Source organism: Jiella mangrovi (genome assembly GCF_017815135.1).
Lineage (GTDB): Bacteria > Pseudomonadota > Alphaproteobacteria > Rhizobiales > Rhizobiaceae > Jiella > Jiella mangrovi.
The window spans coordinates 39,461-54,479 of the sequence record NZ_JAGJCF010000002.1; the positions used below are offsets into that span (position 1 = coordinate 39,461).

13 protein-coding genes are annotated in these 15,019 nt (G+C 65.8%); 12 read left to right on the top strand and 1 reads right to left on the bottom strand.

The window, feature by feature from the left end:
- Window positions 1-426: 426 nt before the first annotated feature.
- Window positions 427-1,815, bottom strand: coding sequence for an FAD-binding oxidoreductase (locus tag J6595_RS03115; protein WP_209593004.1), 1,389 nt, complete (start codon window positions 1,813-1,815; stop codon window positions 427-429).
- Between the two features lie 359 nt (window positions 1,816-2,174).
- Here J6595_RS03115 and J6595_RS03120 point away from each other — a divergent pair, with 359 nt between their 5' ends.
- The 12 genes from J6595_RS03120 (at window position 2,175) to J6595_RS03175 (ending at window position 14,821) form a co-directional block, all read left to right on the top strand.
- A complete protein-coding gene (locus tag J6595_RS03120; RefSeq protein ID WP_209593005.1) occupies window positions 2,175-2,966 on the top strand; it encodes a cyclase family protein in 792 nt (263 codons plus the stop codon).
- Between the two features lie 46 nt (window positions 2,967-3,012).
- Window positions 3,013-3,495 (top strand): MarR family winged helix-turn-helix transcriptional regulator, encoded by a 483-nt coding sequence (locus tag J6595_RS03125; protein ID WP_209593006.1) that lies wholly within the window; start codon window positions 3,013-3,015, stop codon window positions 3,493-3,495.
- A gap of 62 nt (window positions 3,496-3,557) precedes the next feature.
- Window positions 3,558-5,720, top strand: a complete 2,163-nt coding sequence (locus tag J6595_RS03130) for a thiamine pyrophosphate-dependent enzyme (protein WP_209593007.1) — start codon at window positions 3,558-3,560, stop codon at window positions 5,718-5,720.
- Window positions 5,717-7,381, top strand: coding sequence for an indolepyruvate oxidoreductase subunit beta family protein (locus tag J6595_RS03135; RefSeq protein ID WP_209593008.1), 1,665 nt, complete (start codon window positions 5,717-5,719; stop codon window positions 7,379-7,381). The genes J6595_RS03130 and J6595_RS03135 overlap by 4 nt, the downstream gene beginning before the upstream one ends.
- Before the next feature lie 162 nt (window positions 7,382-7,543).
- Window positions 7,544-8,341 (top strand): ABC transporter substrate-binding protein, encoded by a 798-nt coding sequence (locus J6595_RS03140; protein ID WP_209593009.1) that lies wholly within the window; start codon window positions 7,544-7,546, stop codon window positions 8,339-8,341.
- A 178-nt stretch (window positions 8,342-8,519) separates the two neighbouring features.
- On the top strand, window positions 8,520-9,188 hold the full coding sequence (locus J6595_RS03145) for an amino acid ABC transporter permease (RefSeq protein ID WP_209593010.1): 669 nt from the start codon (window positions 8,520-8,522) through the stop codon (window positions 9,186-9,188).
- A 224-nt stretch (window positions 9,189-9,412) separates the two neighbouring features.
- Window positions 9,413-10,177, top strand: a complete 765-nt coding sequence (locus J6595_RS03150) for an SDR family NAD(P)-dependent oxidoreductase (RefSeq protein WP_209593011.1) — start codon at window positions 9,413-9,415, stop codon at window positions 10,175-10,177.
- Window positions 10,174-10,719, top strand: a complete 546-nt coding sequence (locus J6595_RS03155; RefSeq protein ID WP_209593012.1) for a MarR family winged helix-turn-helix transcriptional regulator — start codon at window positions 10,174-10,176, stop codon at window positions 10,717-10,719. Before J6595_RS03150 ends, J6595_RS03155 begins: the two co-directional genes overlap by 4 nt.
- Entirely contained in the window at window positions 10,716-11,549 is an 834-nt protein-coding gene (locus J6595_RS03160; protein ID WP_209593013.1) for an enoyl-CoA hydratase family protein, read from the top strand. Before J6595_RS03155 ends, J6595_RS03160 begins: the two co-directional genes overlap by 4 nt.
- Window positions 11,550-11,553: 4 nt before the next feature.
- On the top strand, window positions 11,554-12,708 hold the full coding sequence (locus tag J6595_RS03165; protein WP_209593014.1) for an acyl-CoA dehydrogenase family protein: 1,155 nt from the start codon (window positions 11,554-11,556) through the stop codon (window positions 12,706-12,708).
- Window positions 12,709-12,719: 11 nt separating this feature from the next.
- Window positions 12,720-14,366, top strand: a complete 1,647-nt coding sequence (locus J6595_RS03170) for an AMP-binding protein (protein ID WP_209593015.1) — start codon at window positions 12,720-12,722, stop codon at window positions 14,364-14,366.
- Between the two features lie 23 nt (window positions 14,367-14,389).
- The gene (locus J6595_RS03175; protein ID WP_209593365.1) at window positions 14,390-14,821 is read left to right on the top strand and encodes a RidA family protein; all 432 of its coding nucleotides are present in this window, start codon (window positions 14,390-14,392) and stop codon (window positions 14,819-14,821) included.
- Window positions 14,822-15,019: the final 198 nt, after the last annotated feature.

Here is a 15,019-nt window from a genome sequence, read left to right on the forward strand (position 1 = left end):
GATTGGCGCACTGGATGCTCGGTACGGGGCCCGAGCATGACGAACGCGCTGAAAGCGAACGCCTGATCTTAGAGTGCCAGGCCTCCGATATGCGACGTTCGACGAAACTGCCGTGTACCGTGCCCAACCTCTACGGACGGGTCGAACCATCCAAGCTTCGTCATCCCGGGCCTGACCCGGGATCCACTCCAAATCGTCGAAGCTGCGATCACCGATCCCGTCCATCGTATTCTAAAATCTGACCCGAAATGACGTTTGCGACACCGAGGAACGGGTCCCGGCTCGCAGGCCGGGATGACGAAGCGTTGCGGGTCGCTGTCGTTCTTCCGCGTCCGTCCCCATGCTCGTTCGGATGAACACACCCTTCGCATTCATCTCCGGATCTGCCGACGCCTCATGACTGTCATTGCGCTCAGCGCGCGCCCGTCAGCCCAGCACCTTCCCCGGATTGAGCACCCCGGCCGGATCGAGCGCCAGCTTCATCCGCCGCATCAGGTCGAGCTCTTCGGGCGAGCGCGTATAGGCCAGATATTTCCGCTTCATCAGGCCGATGCCATGTTCGGCGGAAATCGTGCCGCCGGCCGCGCGGACGGTCTCGTAGACGAAGGCCGAGACCGCCTCGCCGGGCTGTTCGTTTCCAGCCGACGGCACATGGACGACGAGATGGAGATTGCTGTCGCCGATATGGCCGTAGGAGAGCGCGACGACATCGGGCCAGCGGGCGGCAAGACCGGCCTCGAGCTCTTCGACCACAACTCCGGTTCGATGGGCGGAAACGCCGACGTCGAAGGCGGTGATCGGCCCGAGCACCTTTGAATATTCGGAGACGCTCTCGCGCACCGCCCACAAGTCGGCGACATCCTTTTGCGAGGCCGCGAGCACCGCATCCTCGACCGCACCGGTCTCCAGCACCGCGCCGAGCACGGTTTCCAGCCGGTTCGATTCGTATTCGGCGTCAAAGCCGCTGGATTCGATCAGAACATAGAGGCCGTGTTTGTCGGCAAGCGGCCGGGGCAGAGTGAGGCTCGAGGACATGAAGTCGTAAAAGCTCGGCCACATCACCTCGAAGGAGGAGAGCGATGGCCCGAGCCCCGCCCGAACGGCGCGGAGCAGCTCCAGCACCGCGTCGAAATCCCGGCAACCACACAGCGCGCTAGTCGAGAATGTCGGGCGCGACTGAAGCTTGAGAACGGCGCGGGTGATGATGCCGAGGGTGCCCTCCGAGCCGATGAACAGCTGCTTGGAATCGTAGCCGGCATTGTTCTTCAGCATCTTGTTCAGCGAGGAAACGATGGTGCCGTCGGCCAGCACCACCTCGAGGCCGAGCACGTGCTCGCGGGCCATGCCGTATCGGATCACCCGGTTGCCGCCGGCATTGGTCGAGAGCACGCCGCCGACGCTGCACGATCCCCGCGCCCCGAGATCGACGGCGAGGAACAGATCGGCTGCTTCGGCCGCCTCCTGTGCCGTCTGCAGCGTCGTGCCGGCGCCGACGGTCATCGTCGCCATGGCCGGGTCGATCTCCTCGATCCGGTTCATTCTTTCGAGGGACAGCGCGATGGCCCCGGCAACCGGCTGCGCGCCGCCGGCAAGGCCGGTCAGCCCGCCCTGCGGCACGACGCCTATATGATGACGGCTGCAAAGCTCCAGCGTCGCGGCAACATCCGATGTCGTTCGCGGCCGCACCAGGGCAAGCGGCTCGACGGGGGCAAGACCGCTCCAGTCGTGCCACGCCCGCTCGGGAATATCCGCGCCCGTCGCCACGAGATCGTCGCCGAGCCGTTCGAGCAGGAGATCTGCGAGCCGCTTGTCCATGTCGTTTCCCTTGCAGTCCAGGAGGGCGCGGCATTGCGGGATGCCCCAGCGCGACGGCCCGTTAAGCGCCTCTTCCTTTTATATCCATTTTCATATGATTCCAGCCGTCAGTTCACACGGGCGATGGGTCTCGGCAGAAACGAGCGCTTGGATTTGGCCGCACTGCAATGCGAACCCGGCCTGCAATGCTACAAATACAACGAAATGACCGATCTTTCGGCACGATCCGGCGCGATAACGGGCAATCTGCCGATCTCGATGGCAAACGTTTTGTTTGGAAAGGATATACTTGCATCTGCATATTTGCGGCGATAACCTCCCGATCACAAGACAAGATGACATCGGATCAGGAGACGAGAATGGCACAGACACAAGGCTTGAGCGGCTTGGCCGAGATGTTTCTCGGCGGTGCAGTCGAGATCGTCGATCTTACCGCGACCCTCGGCCCTGACACGCCGCTCCTGAAGCTGCCGCCGGAACTTGCCGTCGACACGCCGAAGATCGAGATTCACAAGATTTCCGAATACGACAAGGCCGGCCCGTTCTGGGCATGGAACTGGCTGAAGGTCGGCGAACATTCCGGCACCCATTTCGATGCGCCGCATCACTGGATCACCGGCAAGGACTATTCCGACGGCTACACCGATACGATCCCGGCGCAGAACTTCGTCGCCCCGGTCAATGTCATCGACTGTTCGGCCGAGACTGCTGCCGACAACGACTTCCTTCTCACCGCAGACGGCGTCAAGGCCTGGGAAGCCGAGCACGGCGAGATCAAGCCGGGCGAGTGGGTGGTCATGCGCACCGACTGGCACAAGCGCAACGGCTCGGAAGAGACGTTCCTCAACGCCGACGAAACCGGCCCGCATTCGCCGGGACCGTCCGTCGACTGCATCGAATACATCCTGTCCAAGGGTGCGCTCGGCTGGGGCACGGAGTGCATCGGCACCGATGCCGGCGCCGCCGGCGGCTTCGAGCCGCCCTTCCCGGCCCACAACCTCCTGCACAAGGCCAACAAATACGGCCTTGCCAGCCTCTGCAACCTCGACAAGCTGCCGCCCAAGGGCGCGGTTCTGATCGCCGCGCCCTTGAAGATCGAGCATGGCACCGGCAGCCCGGTCCGCGCCCTGGCGATGGTGCAGAAGTCCTGATGCGGCCAGCGGTGACGGTCGACTGGCCGGCAGACCGGACTTGATGATGGACGACGATACGGCGGAGCTCGCCGAACGGCCCTACGCACTCGGCGAACTCGGCCTGCAGCAGTTCGCGCCGTATCTGATGAACCGGATCATGGGGCGCTACAACGCCACGCTCCGGGACGACCTGAAGGCCAACGGCCTTTCGACCGCGCAGATGCGGACCCTGGCGATCCTCGCGGTCGCCGAAGGTCTGACGATCAACGAGATCGCCGTCTACGCGGTGATCGAGCAGTCGACGATGAGCCGGACGCTGGATGCCATGGAAGCGCAGGACCTTTTGCGCCGCGAGACCGAGGCGAGCGACAACCGGGTCCGGCGCATCTATCTGACCGAAAAGGGCCGGGCGCTGTTCGACGAGGTCTGGCCGGTGATGCGCTCGGCTTTCCAGACAATGTTCGCCGGCGTCGATGCCGAGGAATACGCAACCTTCGTCGCCGTCCTGCAGAAGGTGCTGCGCAACATTCGCAAGCACGACTTTTGACGGCGATCCCCAGGAGTAGCCCGGCCCGGTTCGAGGCAACGGCATGAAGAAGGAGTGGCGGCATGGCTGAACGTTCATTCGCCAAGGAAGTCGAAAAGCTTCGGCTCGGCGACGGCGCGGAATTCTCCGGCGAAGGCATCCTGGCCATCACCAAGGCGCTGCTCCAGTGCGGCGTCGGCTATGTCGGCGGCTATCAGGGCGCGCCGATCAGCCATCTGATGGACGTTCTCGCCGACGCGCAGGACATTCTCGGCGAGCTCGGCGTGCATTTCGAGGCCTCCGCCTCCGAGGCGACGGCGACGGCGATGCTCGCCGCCTCGGTGCATTATCCGATCCGCGGGGCATGCACCTACAAGTCCACCGTCGGCACCAACGTCGCCTCCGATGCGCTGGCCAACCTCGCCTCCGGCGGCGTCACCGGCGGCGCGCTGATCATCGTCGGCGAAGACTATGGCGAAGGCTCCTCGATCATGCAGGAGCGCAGCCACGCCTTCGCGATGAAAAGCCAGGTCTGGCTTCTCGATCCGCGCCCGAATCTGCCCTCCATCGTCAAGACCGTGGAGGACGGCTTCGAGCTGTCGGAAATATCGAACACGCCGGTTATGCTGCAGGTGCGCATCAAGTCCTGCCATGTCCACGGCAAGTTCGTGGCCAAGGACAACAAGCGTCCTGCGATGACCGTCGCCGATGCGCTCGACAGCCCGCGCCGCGATCTCGGCCGCATCGTCCTGCCGCCAGCCTCCTTCAACCACGAGAAGGAAAAGATCGAAAAGCGCTGGCCTGCCGCCGTCGGCTTCATCCGCGAGCGCAAGATCAACGAGATCTTCGGCTCGTCGACAGGCAAGATCGGCCTCGTCCTTCAGGGCGGCATGTATAACGGCGTCATCCGGGCGCTGCAGCGGCTCGGCCTTGCCGACATCTACGGCGACACCGAGGTGCCGCTCTACGTCCTCAACGCCGTCTATCCGCTGATCGACGTCGAGTTCCTGGAGTTCTGCGAGGGCAAGGATTCGGTGCTTCTCATCGAGGAGGGCCAGCCGAATTACATCGAGCAGGCTTTCGGCGCCCTTCTTTACAAGAACGGCGGCACGACGCGGCTTCTCGGCAAGGGCTATCTGCCGGTCGCCGGAGAATATACCGGCGACGTCATGCTCGCCGGCATCGGCGACTTCCTGCGCGATCATGCGCCTTCCATGCTGCCCGATCCGGTGCGCGCGCCGAATCGCCCGTCAGAGGAGACAGACATCGGGCCGGAGCTCGCCAAGGTCGTGCCGGGCCGCCCGCCCGGCTTTTGTACCGGCTGCCCCGAGCGCCCGATCTTCGCGGCGACGAAACTCGTCGAGGAAGAGCTCGGCTCCCACCACATCGCCTCGGACATCGGCTGCCATCTCTTCTCGATCATGCCGCCCTTCGAGCTGGGCGCAACGACCATGGGCTACGGTCTCGGACCCGCCTCGGCCTCGGCCTTCAATTCGCCCGACGCCAAGCGCCGCTCGATCTCCTTCGTCGGCGACGGCGGCTTCTGGCACAACGGCCTGACCTCCTCCATCGGCAATGCCGTCTTCAACCAGAATGACGGCGTCATCGTCATCGTCGACAACTACTATTCCGCCGCGACCGGCGGACAGGACATCCTCTCCTCGCGGGCGACCAACAAGTCGAAATCGACCAAGCATCCGATCACCGAGGCGGTGAAGGGGATGGGCGTCAAATGGGTGCGCCATCTCGATCGCACCTATGACGTGACGAAGATGCAGGCGACGCTGAAGGAAGCGCTGACCACCGAGGAGAGCGGGCCGAAGGTCATCGTCGCCTCGTCGGAATGCATGCTCAACCGCCAGCGCCGGGAAAAGCCGATCGCGGCCAAGGCAATCAAGGGCGGCGAGCGGGTGGTGACGCCGCGCTTCGGCGTCGATGAGGATATCTGCACCGGCGATCACGCCTGCATGCGCCTGTCCGGCTGCCCGTCGCTGTCGGTCAAGACGCTGGACGATCCGCTGCGTGACGACCCGGTCGCCGCGATCGACCACACCTGCGTCGGCTGCGGCAATTGCGGTGAGGTCGCCGATGCGGCCGTTCTCTGCCCGTCCTTCTACCGGGCCGACAGGGTCCACAATCCAAGCGGTGCCGAGAAGTTTTCGGCCCGCACCAGCAAGCGTCTCATCGCCTGGCTGCAACGGCGCCGCGAGAGCCGCCAGCTGGTCTTTTCCGAGGCAGCAGCATGACCGTCGCCCTCGATCACCGCCCCGGCTCCGAACTTGCCGACCGGATCATCTCGGTCGCCGCCCTCGCCGTCGGCGGTCAGGGCGGCGGCGTCCTGACCAACTGGATCGTCGACGTGGCCGAGCGCAACGGCTACCGGGCCCAGTCGACATCGGTCGCAGGCGTCGCCCAGCGCACCGGCGCGACGATCTACTATGTCGAGATGTGTCCCGATCGCGGCCGCCAGCCGGTGTTCTCGCTGTCGCCGTCGAAGGGCGACGTCGACGTCCTCATCGCGGCGGAGCTGATGGAGGCCGGACGGGCGATCCTGCGCGGCTTCGTCACGCCCAATCGCACCACCCTGATCGCCTCGGCCCACCGGATCGCCGCCGTGTCGGAGAAGATCGTCCCGGGCGACGGGCGTGCCTCCTCCGCCGAGGTCTTGGAAGCTGCGCAAAAGGCGGCCAAGGACGTCGTCATCTTCGACATGGAGAAGATGGCCGTCGAGTCCGGTTCGGTCATCTCGTCCAGCCTGTTCGGCGCACTCGCCGGCTCCGGCGTGCTGCCGTTCTCGCGCGAAAGTTTCGAGGCGACGATCACCGCGTCCGGCCGTGGCGTGGCGGCCAGCCTCAAGGCCTTTGGCGCGGCCTATGACGAGGCCGCGCGCGGTCGCGGTGGCGACATCGTCGCCCCGCCTTCGCCTCCCGCCGCCGAGCCCGGGCGCACTGTCGAAGCGCCTTTGCCATTGGGCGGCACGCCCAAGAGCGAAGACGCCCGATCCAACGGCGCCAAGGCGGACCTCACGCAAGAGCCGCGCGGCGACGAGCGCCTCCTCACGCGCTGGCGAGCGCTGGAATCGCGCATCGCGACCCTGCCGGAGCCCGTGCGCGAAATGGCACGGCTCGGCCTCAGAAAGGTCGTCGATTATCAGGATCTCGCTTACGGCGAAGACTATCTCGACCGCCTCGATCAGGCTGTCGCGAAAGACGACGGCGCGTCGGACTTCGCCTTCAGCCAGACGGCGGCGAAGTATCTCGCCAATGCCCTCTGCTACGACGACGTCATCCGCGTCGCCGATCTGAAGACACGGTCCGCCCGTTCGGCCCGGGTGCGCCGCGAGATCGGTGTCGATGACGCCGCCGTCCTCAAGGTGACCGAGTATTTCCACCCGCGCATCGAGGAGGTCTGCGGATCGCTCCCCGCAGGCCTCGGTCGCTGGATCGAAGCCCGGCCGCGGCTCGTCGAATGGCTCGACAAGCGGATCAGCAAGGGACGGCACATCCGCACCGATTCGATCCCCGGCTTCGGATTGCTCTGGATGCTCGGCGGCATGCGGCGCTGGCGCCGTTCGCTGCTGCGCCATCAGGTCGAGATGAACCATGTCGACGACTGGTACCGGCTCGCCCTCGACACGGCGCCAAAGGACAGGGCGCTGGCCACCGAGATCCTGGCCTGCCGGCGGTTGATCAAGGGCTACAGCGACACCCATGTCCGCGGCCTGTCGAAATTCGACCGGGTGCTGTCGGCCTTGCCGATGCTCGCCGGGCGCGCCGACGCTGCCGACTGGCTGCGCCGCCTGCGCGAAGCGGCGCTGAAAGACGAAAAGGGCACCATGCTGGACGGCGCGCTGAAGACCATCGCCTCCTTCACCGGGGAGACGGACACCACCGCCGCTCCCCGATGAGAGACACCGCATCCCGGCAAGTCGTTCGCCGGGGTGACGGCAAGGACATATCCCGCGTTCAAACGGCTTGCGAAAGAACCACGAAAGCCCTCTGATCATCACCGGCCAAGATCCTGGCCGAGGTTCCACCGTCATCCCAACTGTCCGGACAACGAGGTCGACATGCATTCCTTGAAGACATTTCTCCTGGCCTTCGGCCTTGCAGCGGCCGCAACCGGCGCACCGCAGCTGGCAGCTGCCGACACGCTGACGGTCGGCGCCTATCCGGCCAACCCGCCCTGGGAGGTCAAGACCGAGACCGGCGAATTCGAGGGCTTCGAGGTGGACCTCGTCAAGGAAATTGCCAAGCGGCTCGGCGACGACGTCGACTTTCAGGATCTCGGCTTCCAGGCGCTCTTTGCCGCGACGGCCTCCGGCCGCATCGACATGGCCATCTCGACCATTTCGATCACCAATGATCGCCTGCAGAACCAGTCCTTCACCCAGGGCTATTACGACAGCGACCTGGCTCTCGTGACCCAGGTCGGCTCCGACGTGAAGTCGCTGGAAGACATGAAGGGCAAGACCGTCGGCGCGCTTTCCACATCGACCGGCGAGACCTGGGTCAAAGCCAATCAGGAGAAATACGGCTTCGGCGACTTCAAGGGTTACGACACCTTCCAGAACCTTCTGCTCGACGTACAGAACGGCAGGGTCGACGGCGGCGTCAGCGACATCGGCAGCTTTCAGTTTGCGATGAAGCAGCTGCCTCAGCTCCAGATCGCGGCGCGCATCCAGACCGGCGATCGTTTCGCCATCATGCTACCGAAGAACTCGCCGCTGCTTCAGAAGGTCAATGACGCCATCAGCGCCATCAAGACCGACGGCACCATGGCGAAGCTGCACGAGAAGTGGCTCGGCGCCGCGCCCGACAAGGGAACGTCGACCGTCGACGTGCTGCCGATCCCGACCGCCCAGTAAGGCTCCCTTGGTCGGAACACGCCCGTCATCGGACGGCAGCGGCGTCAATCCTGATCCGCAACCGAGCGACGCTGTCATCGTCTCCCGGCCATATCGCTGATCGCGTGGGTCGCCGCCATGGCCGGCGGCCCACCCGGCCGAGCTTGGCCACGACAACCCCATCGAAACGCGAGCGGCGATGAATTTTCTCGACACCTTCTTCAATACCGGTGTGATGCTGCGGGTCTTTCCGATGCTCCTGGCGGGCCTCGAAAACACGCTCTACCTCGCCGTCACGACGCTGATCATCGGCTCGATCGTCGGGATCGGCCTTTGCATCGTCCGACTCTACGCGCCGGCGCCGCTCAACTATCTGGCCGTCGCCATCATCGATATTTTCCGGGCCCTGCCGATCCTGGTCGTGCTCGTCCTCGTCTATTACGCCCTGCCATTCCTCGGCATTCGGCTGTCGTCCTTCGTCTCGGCCGTCTTTGCGCTGTCGCTCGTCCTGTCGGCCTTCACGGCGGAAGTGTTTCGCTCCGGCGTCCAGGCGATCCCCGACGGACAGACCGAGGCGGCCCGCTCCCTCGGCCTGCATTTTCCGGCGATCCTGTGGAAGGTCATCCTGCCCCAGGCGCTGCGGATCGCGATTCCGCCCCACACCTCGAACTGCGTCGCGATCGCCAAGGACACCTCGCTAGCCTCGGTCGTGGCGATGCCCGACCTCCTCAAGCAGGCCACCGACGCACAGGCCCTGACCGCCAATCCCTCGCCCCTGATCGCGGCAGCGCTGCTTTATCTGATCATCCTGTGGCCGGCCGTCCGACTGGTCTCGATGCTCGAAAAGCGCATGTCCCGCGCCCGCTGACATCCCCTTTTCCCTCGCCAGCAGACGGCGTCCGCAGTGGCCAGGACGAACTCCGCATCCGGGCGTCGCCGAGACCCGTTCCGGCTGTTTCCGCGCATCAAGGGCGCCGGACCGCGGAACGCAAAGTTGTGTTATCCTCGGGCCCTGTGCCTAAGCTCTGGCATTGCTTGCCGAAGAGCGACAAGATAGTTTAAGGTTAAAAGAAATTACCCGGAAACATCCCGATGGCCTCAGCTTCGTCTCCCCGTCATGTCCTCGTCACCGGCTCCTCGCGCGGCATCGGCCAGGCGATCGCCGCGGCGTTCGTTGCGGCCGGTGACAAGGTCACTGTTCACGGGCGCAGCCGCGAGAGCGCCGAGCGCGGCATGCGCGCGATCGGCGCGGCCGGCTTTGTCGTCGCAGACATTACCGACGAAGCCGATCTTATGAAAGCGCTTGGCGAAGCGGCCGAAGCACGCGGCCCGATCGACGTTCTCGTCAACAATGCCGGCGGTGTCGAGACCGCGCCCCTGTCGCGGCTCGGTGTCGATCAACTGCGCCGGATGATGGCCCTGAATGTCGAGCCGGTTCTGACCGCCATCCGCGCAGTCGTGCCGGCGATGAAGGCGAAAGGCGGCGGCCGGATCGTCACCGTCGCCTCGACGGCCGGCCTCAAGGGCTATGGCTATGTCGGTGCCTACACCGCCGCCAAGCACGCCGCCGTCGGCCTGACCCGGGCGCTGGCCCTGGAACTGGCTTCGGCGGGCATCACGGTGAATGCCGTCTGCCCCGGCTATACCGATACGGACCTGATGGACGGATCGCTGGACAAGCTCGAGGAGAAGACCGGGCGAAGCCGCGAGGAGATCCTGAAGGATTTCACCAAGGTCAATCCGCTCGGACGGCTGATCCGGCCGGACGAAGTCGCCGACTGCGTGGTCTGGCTCGCCGGCAACGGCGCCGGCGCCATCACCGGCCAGGCGATATCGGTTGCGGGAGGCGAGATATGACCACCGCTCGGGCGCCCCAACGCGAGCATATCGACGCCGAATCCAAGGTCGACGAAAGCCCCCAGCATCACCGTGTCGAACTGCGGCTGTGGCTGCGCCTGCTCACCTGCGCGACGCTGATCGAGGCGGAGATCCGCAAACGCCTGCGTGAAAATTTCAACACCACCCTGCCGCGTTTCGATCTGATGGCCCAGCTCGAACGCGCCCCCGACGGGGTCCTCCTCGGCGAATTGTCCCGGCGCATGATGGTCTCCAACGGCAATGTCACCGGCCTCGTCGAGCGGCTAGTGCAGGAAGGCCTGATCGAGCGCCAGGTCTCCGAGCGCGATCGCCGGGCCGCGATCGTACGCCTGACCGAGCATGGCCGCTCCGTCTTCGCCAGGATGGCCTCCGCCCACAGCGACTGGGTCGCCGAGCTTCTCGCCGAGCTGCCGGCGCAAGAGCAGAAGGCGCTCTGGTCGCAGCTGGGCGATCTGAAACATTCCGTCCACACCGCCATTGCGCGCGGACAACGGACGGCCGAGCCAGGACAGGACCGATGAAGCGACAGAACGCCATCACCGCCCCGCTGAAGGATTTCACCCCGGAGCATTTCCGCCTGTCGATAGAGGGCGGCATCGCCACGGTGACCCTGAACCGGCCCGAGAAGAAGAACCCGCTGACCTTCGAGAGCTACGCCGAGCTGCGCGACACGTTTCATGCGCTTCGCTTCGAAGACGCGGTGACGGCTGTCGTCATCACCGGGGCCGGCGGCAATTTTTCCTCCGGCGGCGACGTCTTCGAGATCATCGAGCCGCTGACGAAGATGGAGGCAGCCGAGCTTCACGCCTTCACCACCATGACCGGCGATCTCGTCAAGGAAATGCGCGCCTGTCCGCAGCCGATCGTCGCCGCGGTCGAGGGCATTTGCGCCGGCGCCGGCGCGATCGTCGCCATGGCATCCGACATGCGGGTAGGCGCTGCGGGTGCGAAGGTCGCCTTCCTCTTCAACCGCGTGGGCCTTGCCGGCTGCGACATGGGCGCCTGCGCCATCCTGCCCCGACTGATCGGCCAGGGCCGGGCTTCCGAACTCCTCTATACCGGCCGCTTCATGAGCGCCGAGGAGGGCGAGCGCTGGGGCTTCTTCAATCGTCTGACCGACAGGGACGGCGCGCTGGACGCTGCGACGGAATTGGCGAAGGCGCTGACCGAAGGGCCGACCTATGCCAACTCCGTCACCAAGAAGATGCTGCAGATGGAGTGGGCGATGGGCGTCGAGGAGGCGATCGATGCCGAAGCCATCGCCCAGGCGCTGTGCATGAAGACCGGCGATTTCCGCCGCGCCTTCGAGGCCTTTGCCGCCAAGCAGAAACCCGTCTTCATGGGGAACTGAGGCCGTGGCGGATACAAGCTTCCTCGCCTGGCCCTTCTTCGAGCCGCGGCACCGCGAACTCGCAGCCAAAGCCGACGCCTGGGCGGCCGAACATCTGCCGGCGCTCGTCGATCACCACGATGTCGACGGCAGCTGCCAGCGCCTTGTCGCCGCGATGGGTGAGGCCGGCTTTCTCGCTCACGCTGCGCCCGAAGACGGCCGCTTCGACGTGCGCAGCCTCTGCATCCTGCGCGAGACCTTCGCGCGCCATGATGGCCTTGCCGATTTCGCCTTCGCCATGCAGGGGCTGGGCACCGGCGCCCTGACGCTTTCGGGCAGCGACGCGCTGAAAGCGTCCGTCCTGCCCGGTGTGCGGGCCGGAACGACGATCGCCGCCTTCGCCCTGACCGAGCCCGAGGCCGGATCCGACGTCGCCGAAATCGCGCTCGCGGCCGCGCCCGTCGGCAACGACATGGTGCGTCTCGACGGGGAGAAGACCTGGATTTCCAATGGCGGCATCGCCGGCCACTACGTGGTCTTCGCCCGGACCGGCGAAGCCGCCGGCGCCCGCGGGCTCAGCGCCTTTTCCGTGCCCGCCGATACGCCCGGTCTGACCATCGCTGAACGTCTCGATACCATCGCCCCTCATCCGCTGGCCCGCCTGCGGTTCGACGATTGCCGCATCCCGGCCGCCAATCGGATCGGCGAGGCCGGCGCCGGCTTCAAGATCGCCATGGCGACCCTCGACGTCTTTCGCTCGACGGTCGGCGCGGCAGCGCTCGGCTTTGCCCGCCGGGCCCTCGACGTCTCGATGGAGCGGACCCGCGGCCGCAAGCTCTTCGGCGCGCCGCTGGCCGACATGCAGCTGACCCAGACCGCCCTCGCCGACATGGCGACGGCCATCGATACTTCGGCCCTGCTCGTCTATCGGGCCGCCTGGACGCGGGATGCCGGCGCGCCGCGCATCACCCGCGAGGCGGCCATGGCCAAGCTGGTCGCCACCGAAAGCGCGCAAAAGGTCATCGATGCCGCCGTTCAGCTGCATGGCGGCGAAGGCGTGCGCTCGGGTTCGGTGCCCGAAACCCTCTACCGCGAGATCCGCGCCCTTCGCATCTACGAGGGCGCGAGCGAAGTCCAGAAGCTCATCATCGCCCGCCAACTCCTCTCGCAGCCCGCTTAAGGAGCGCGCCCATGCCCGGCACGTCCCATGTCGACACCTTCGTTCTCGACAATCTGCCGCCGGCGCATCTCCTGCCGGACTTCGTCAATCTCGACCGGCTGGCCTATCCCGAGCATCTGAACGCCACGGTCGAGCTGGTCGACCGGCACGTCGCCGAGGGCCGCGGCGACAGGCCGGCCCTGCTCGCCCCCGGCGGCGTCCGATGGACCTATGCCGATCTCGCCCGGATGATCGATCGGATGGCCAACGTCCTCACCGGGAAGCTCGGCCTCGTCTCGGGCAACCGGGTCCTGCTGCGCTCGGCCAACAACCCGACGAAGGTCGCGCTCTACATGGCGGTCATCAAGGCGGGCGGCATCGTCGTCGCCACCATGCCGCTGCTGAGATCGCGCGAACTGGTGCAGATCCTCGACAAGGCGAAGATCTCTCTGGCGCTCTGCGACGCGACGCTCGCCGCCGAGATGGAAAAGGCCGCGGCCGGCGCCGCCGAAAAGCCGCAGGTCGTGACCTGGGCGGGCACCGCCGGAGGCGAGCTCGGCGCCTTGCTGGACGGCGTGACCGATCGGTTCGCGGCCGTCCCGACACGGGCGGACGATCCCTGTCTCCTCGGCTTCACCTCCGGCACGACCGGCCTGCCCAAGGCGACGATCCACTATCACCGCGATCTTCTGATCATCTGCGACTGCTATGCCAGGGACGTGCTCAAGGCGGATGCCGACGACGTCTTCATCGGCTCGCCGCCGCTCGCCTTCACCTTCGGCCTTGGCGGGCTCGTTCTGTTCCCGTTCAGGGTCGGAGCCTCGGCCGTGCTCCTCGAAAAGGCCGGCCCGCCGGATCTCGCCAAGGCGATCGGCGATTATGGCGCGACGATCTCCTTCACGGCCCCGACGGCCTATCGCGCGATTCTGGCGAAGGCCGAGGACTACGACCTTTCGTCCCTGAAGAAGTGCGTCTCGGCTGGCGAGACCCTGCCCAAACCCACCTTCGACGCCTGGCTGGAGGCGACCGGCATTAAGCTGATGGACGGCATCGGCGCGACCGAGATGCTGCATATCTTCATCGCCGCCAGCGAAGACGAGATCCGCCCCGGCGCGACCGGCAGGCCCGTGCCCGGCTACGAGGCGAAGGTCATTGATGGCGAAGGCCGGGAAGTGCCGCGCGGCACGCCCGGCAGGCTCGCCGTGCGCGGCCCGATCGGCTGCCGCTATCTCTCCGACGAGCGCCAGAGCGCCTATGTCGAGAAGGGCTGGAACGTCACCGGCGACACCTATGTCGAGGACGAGGACGGCTATTTCTGGTTTCAGGCCCGCAATGACGACATGATCGTCTCCTCCGGCTACAACATCGCCGGCCCGGAGGTGGAGGCGGCCCTGTTCGCCCATCCCGCCGTCCTGGAGACCGGCGTCGTCGGCGCGCCGGACGCCGAGCGCGGGCGGATCGTCAAGGCCTATGTCGTGCTTGCAGGCGGCTTCGAAGCGTCTGACGAGCTGGCCAAGGACCTGCAGGATCATGTGAAGCGTGAGCTTGCGCCCTATAAATATCCCCGTTCGATCGTCTTCGTGGACGCCCTTCCGAAAACCGAATCCGGGAAGCTGCAGCGCTTTGCCCTGCGCCAGCAGGCCGAGCTCGAACACGAAATCCAAGGAGAGACCGCGTGACTGTGACCAAGCCTGCCGACGCAATGGATGGCACCCCCGGAGACACCAAAGCCGTTGAGGGAGGACTGACCGTCCTGCAGCCGTCCGGGTGGAAGCGGCCGCGTGGCTATGCCAACGGCATGATGGGTCGTGGCCGCCTTGTTCTGACCGGCGGACTGATCGGCTGGGACGAGACCGAGACTTTCGCCGAGGGCTTCATCCCGCAGGTCGAGCAGACCCTGAAGAACGTCCTCGCCGTCGTCGCCGAGGCTGGCGGTCGCCCCGAACACATCGCCCGGCTGACCTGGTACGTCAAAAGCATCCCGACCTACCGGGCCTCGCTCTCCGAACTCGGCACCGTCTACTCCCGCACCTTCGGGCGCCACTATCCGGCGATGGCCCTCGTCCAGGTATCCGACCTCGTCGAACCCGAGGCGCTGGTCGAGATCGAGGCGACGGCAATCCTTCCGGATTGAGCGCTTCGGCTGAAGGCAAACTTCCCCGGCGAAGACTGACAGGGCGACGTCGCCCCTGCCGCTTGGCGAATACGAGCTGGCTCTCGGTCGCGCCGACCTGCGTTCGTCCTGACCATTCGACCATCAGTGAAAAGCAGTCACCGCACCGGATGTGCGGCGGCCGCTCGGAAACGACCAACAGGCGGGTTGCTGCGTGCA

Bases quoted from the DNA above. Each gene is read 5' to 3' on its own strand.
- J6595_RS03125 (WP_209593006.1), top strand. From the start codon at position 3,013: ATGGACGACGATACGGCGGAGCTCGCCGAACGGCCCTACGCACTCGGC.
- J6595_RS03170 (WP_209593015.1), top strand. From the start codon at position 12,720: ATGCCCGGCACGTCCCATGTCGACACCTTCGTTCTCGACAATCTGCCG.
- J6595_RS03175 (WP_209593365.1), top strand. From the start codon at position 14,390: ATGGATGGCACCCCCGGAGACACCAAAGCCGTTGAGGGAGGACTGACC.
- J6595_RS03115 (WP_209593004.1), bottom strand. From the start codon at position 1,815: ATGGACAAGCGGCTCGCAGATCTCCTGCTCGAACGGCTCGGCGACGAT.
- J6595_RS03155 (WP_209593012.1), top strand. From the start codon at position 10,174: ATGACCACCGCTCGGGCGCCCCAACGCGAGCATATCGACGCCGAATCC.
- J6595_RS03150 (WP_209593011.1), top strand. From the start codon at position 9,413: ATGGCCTCAGCTTCGTCTCCCCGTCATGTCCTCGTCACCGGCTCCTCG.
- J6595_RS03160 (WP_209593013.1), top strand. From the start codon at position 10,716: ATGAAGCGACAGAACGCCATCACCGCCCCGCTGAAGGATTTCACCCCG.
- J6595_RS03140 (WP_209593009.1), top strand. From the start codon at position 7,544: ATGCATTCCTTGAAGACATTTCTCCTGGCCTTCGGCCTTGCAGCGGCC.
- J6595_RS03145 (WP_209593010.1), top strand. From the start codon at position 8,520: ATGAATTTTCTCGACACCTTCTTCAATACCGGTGTGATGCTGCGGGTC.
- J6595_RS03120 (WP_209593005.1), top strand. From the start codon at position 2,175: ATGGCACAGACACAAGGCTTGAGCGGCTTGGCCGAGATGTTTCTCGGC.
- J6595_RS03130 (WP_209593007.1), top strand. From the start codon at position 3,558: ATGGCTGAACGTTCATTCGCCAAGGAAGTCGAAAAGCTTCGGCTCGGC.
- J6595_RS03135 (WP_209593008.1), top strand. From the start codon at position 5,717: ATGACCGTCGCCCTCGATCACCGCCCCGGCTCCGAACTTGCCGACCGG.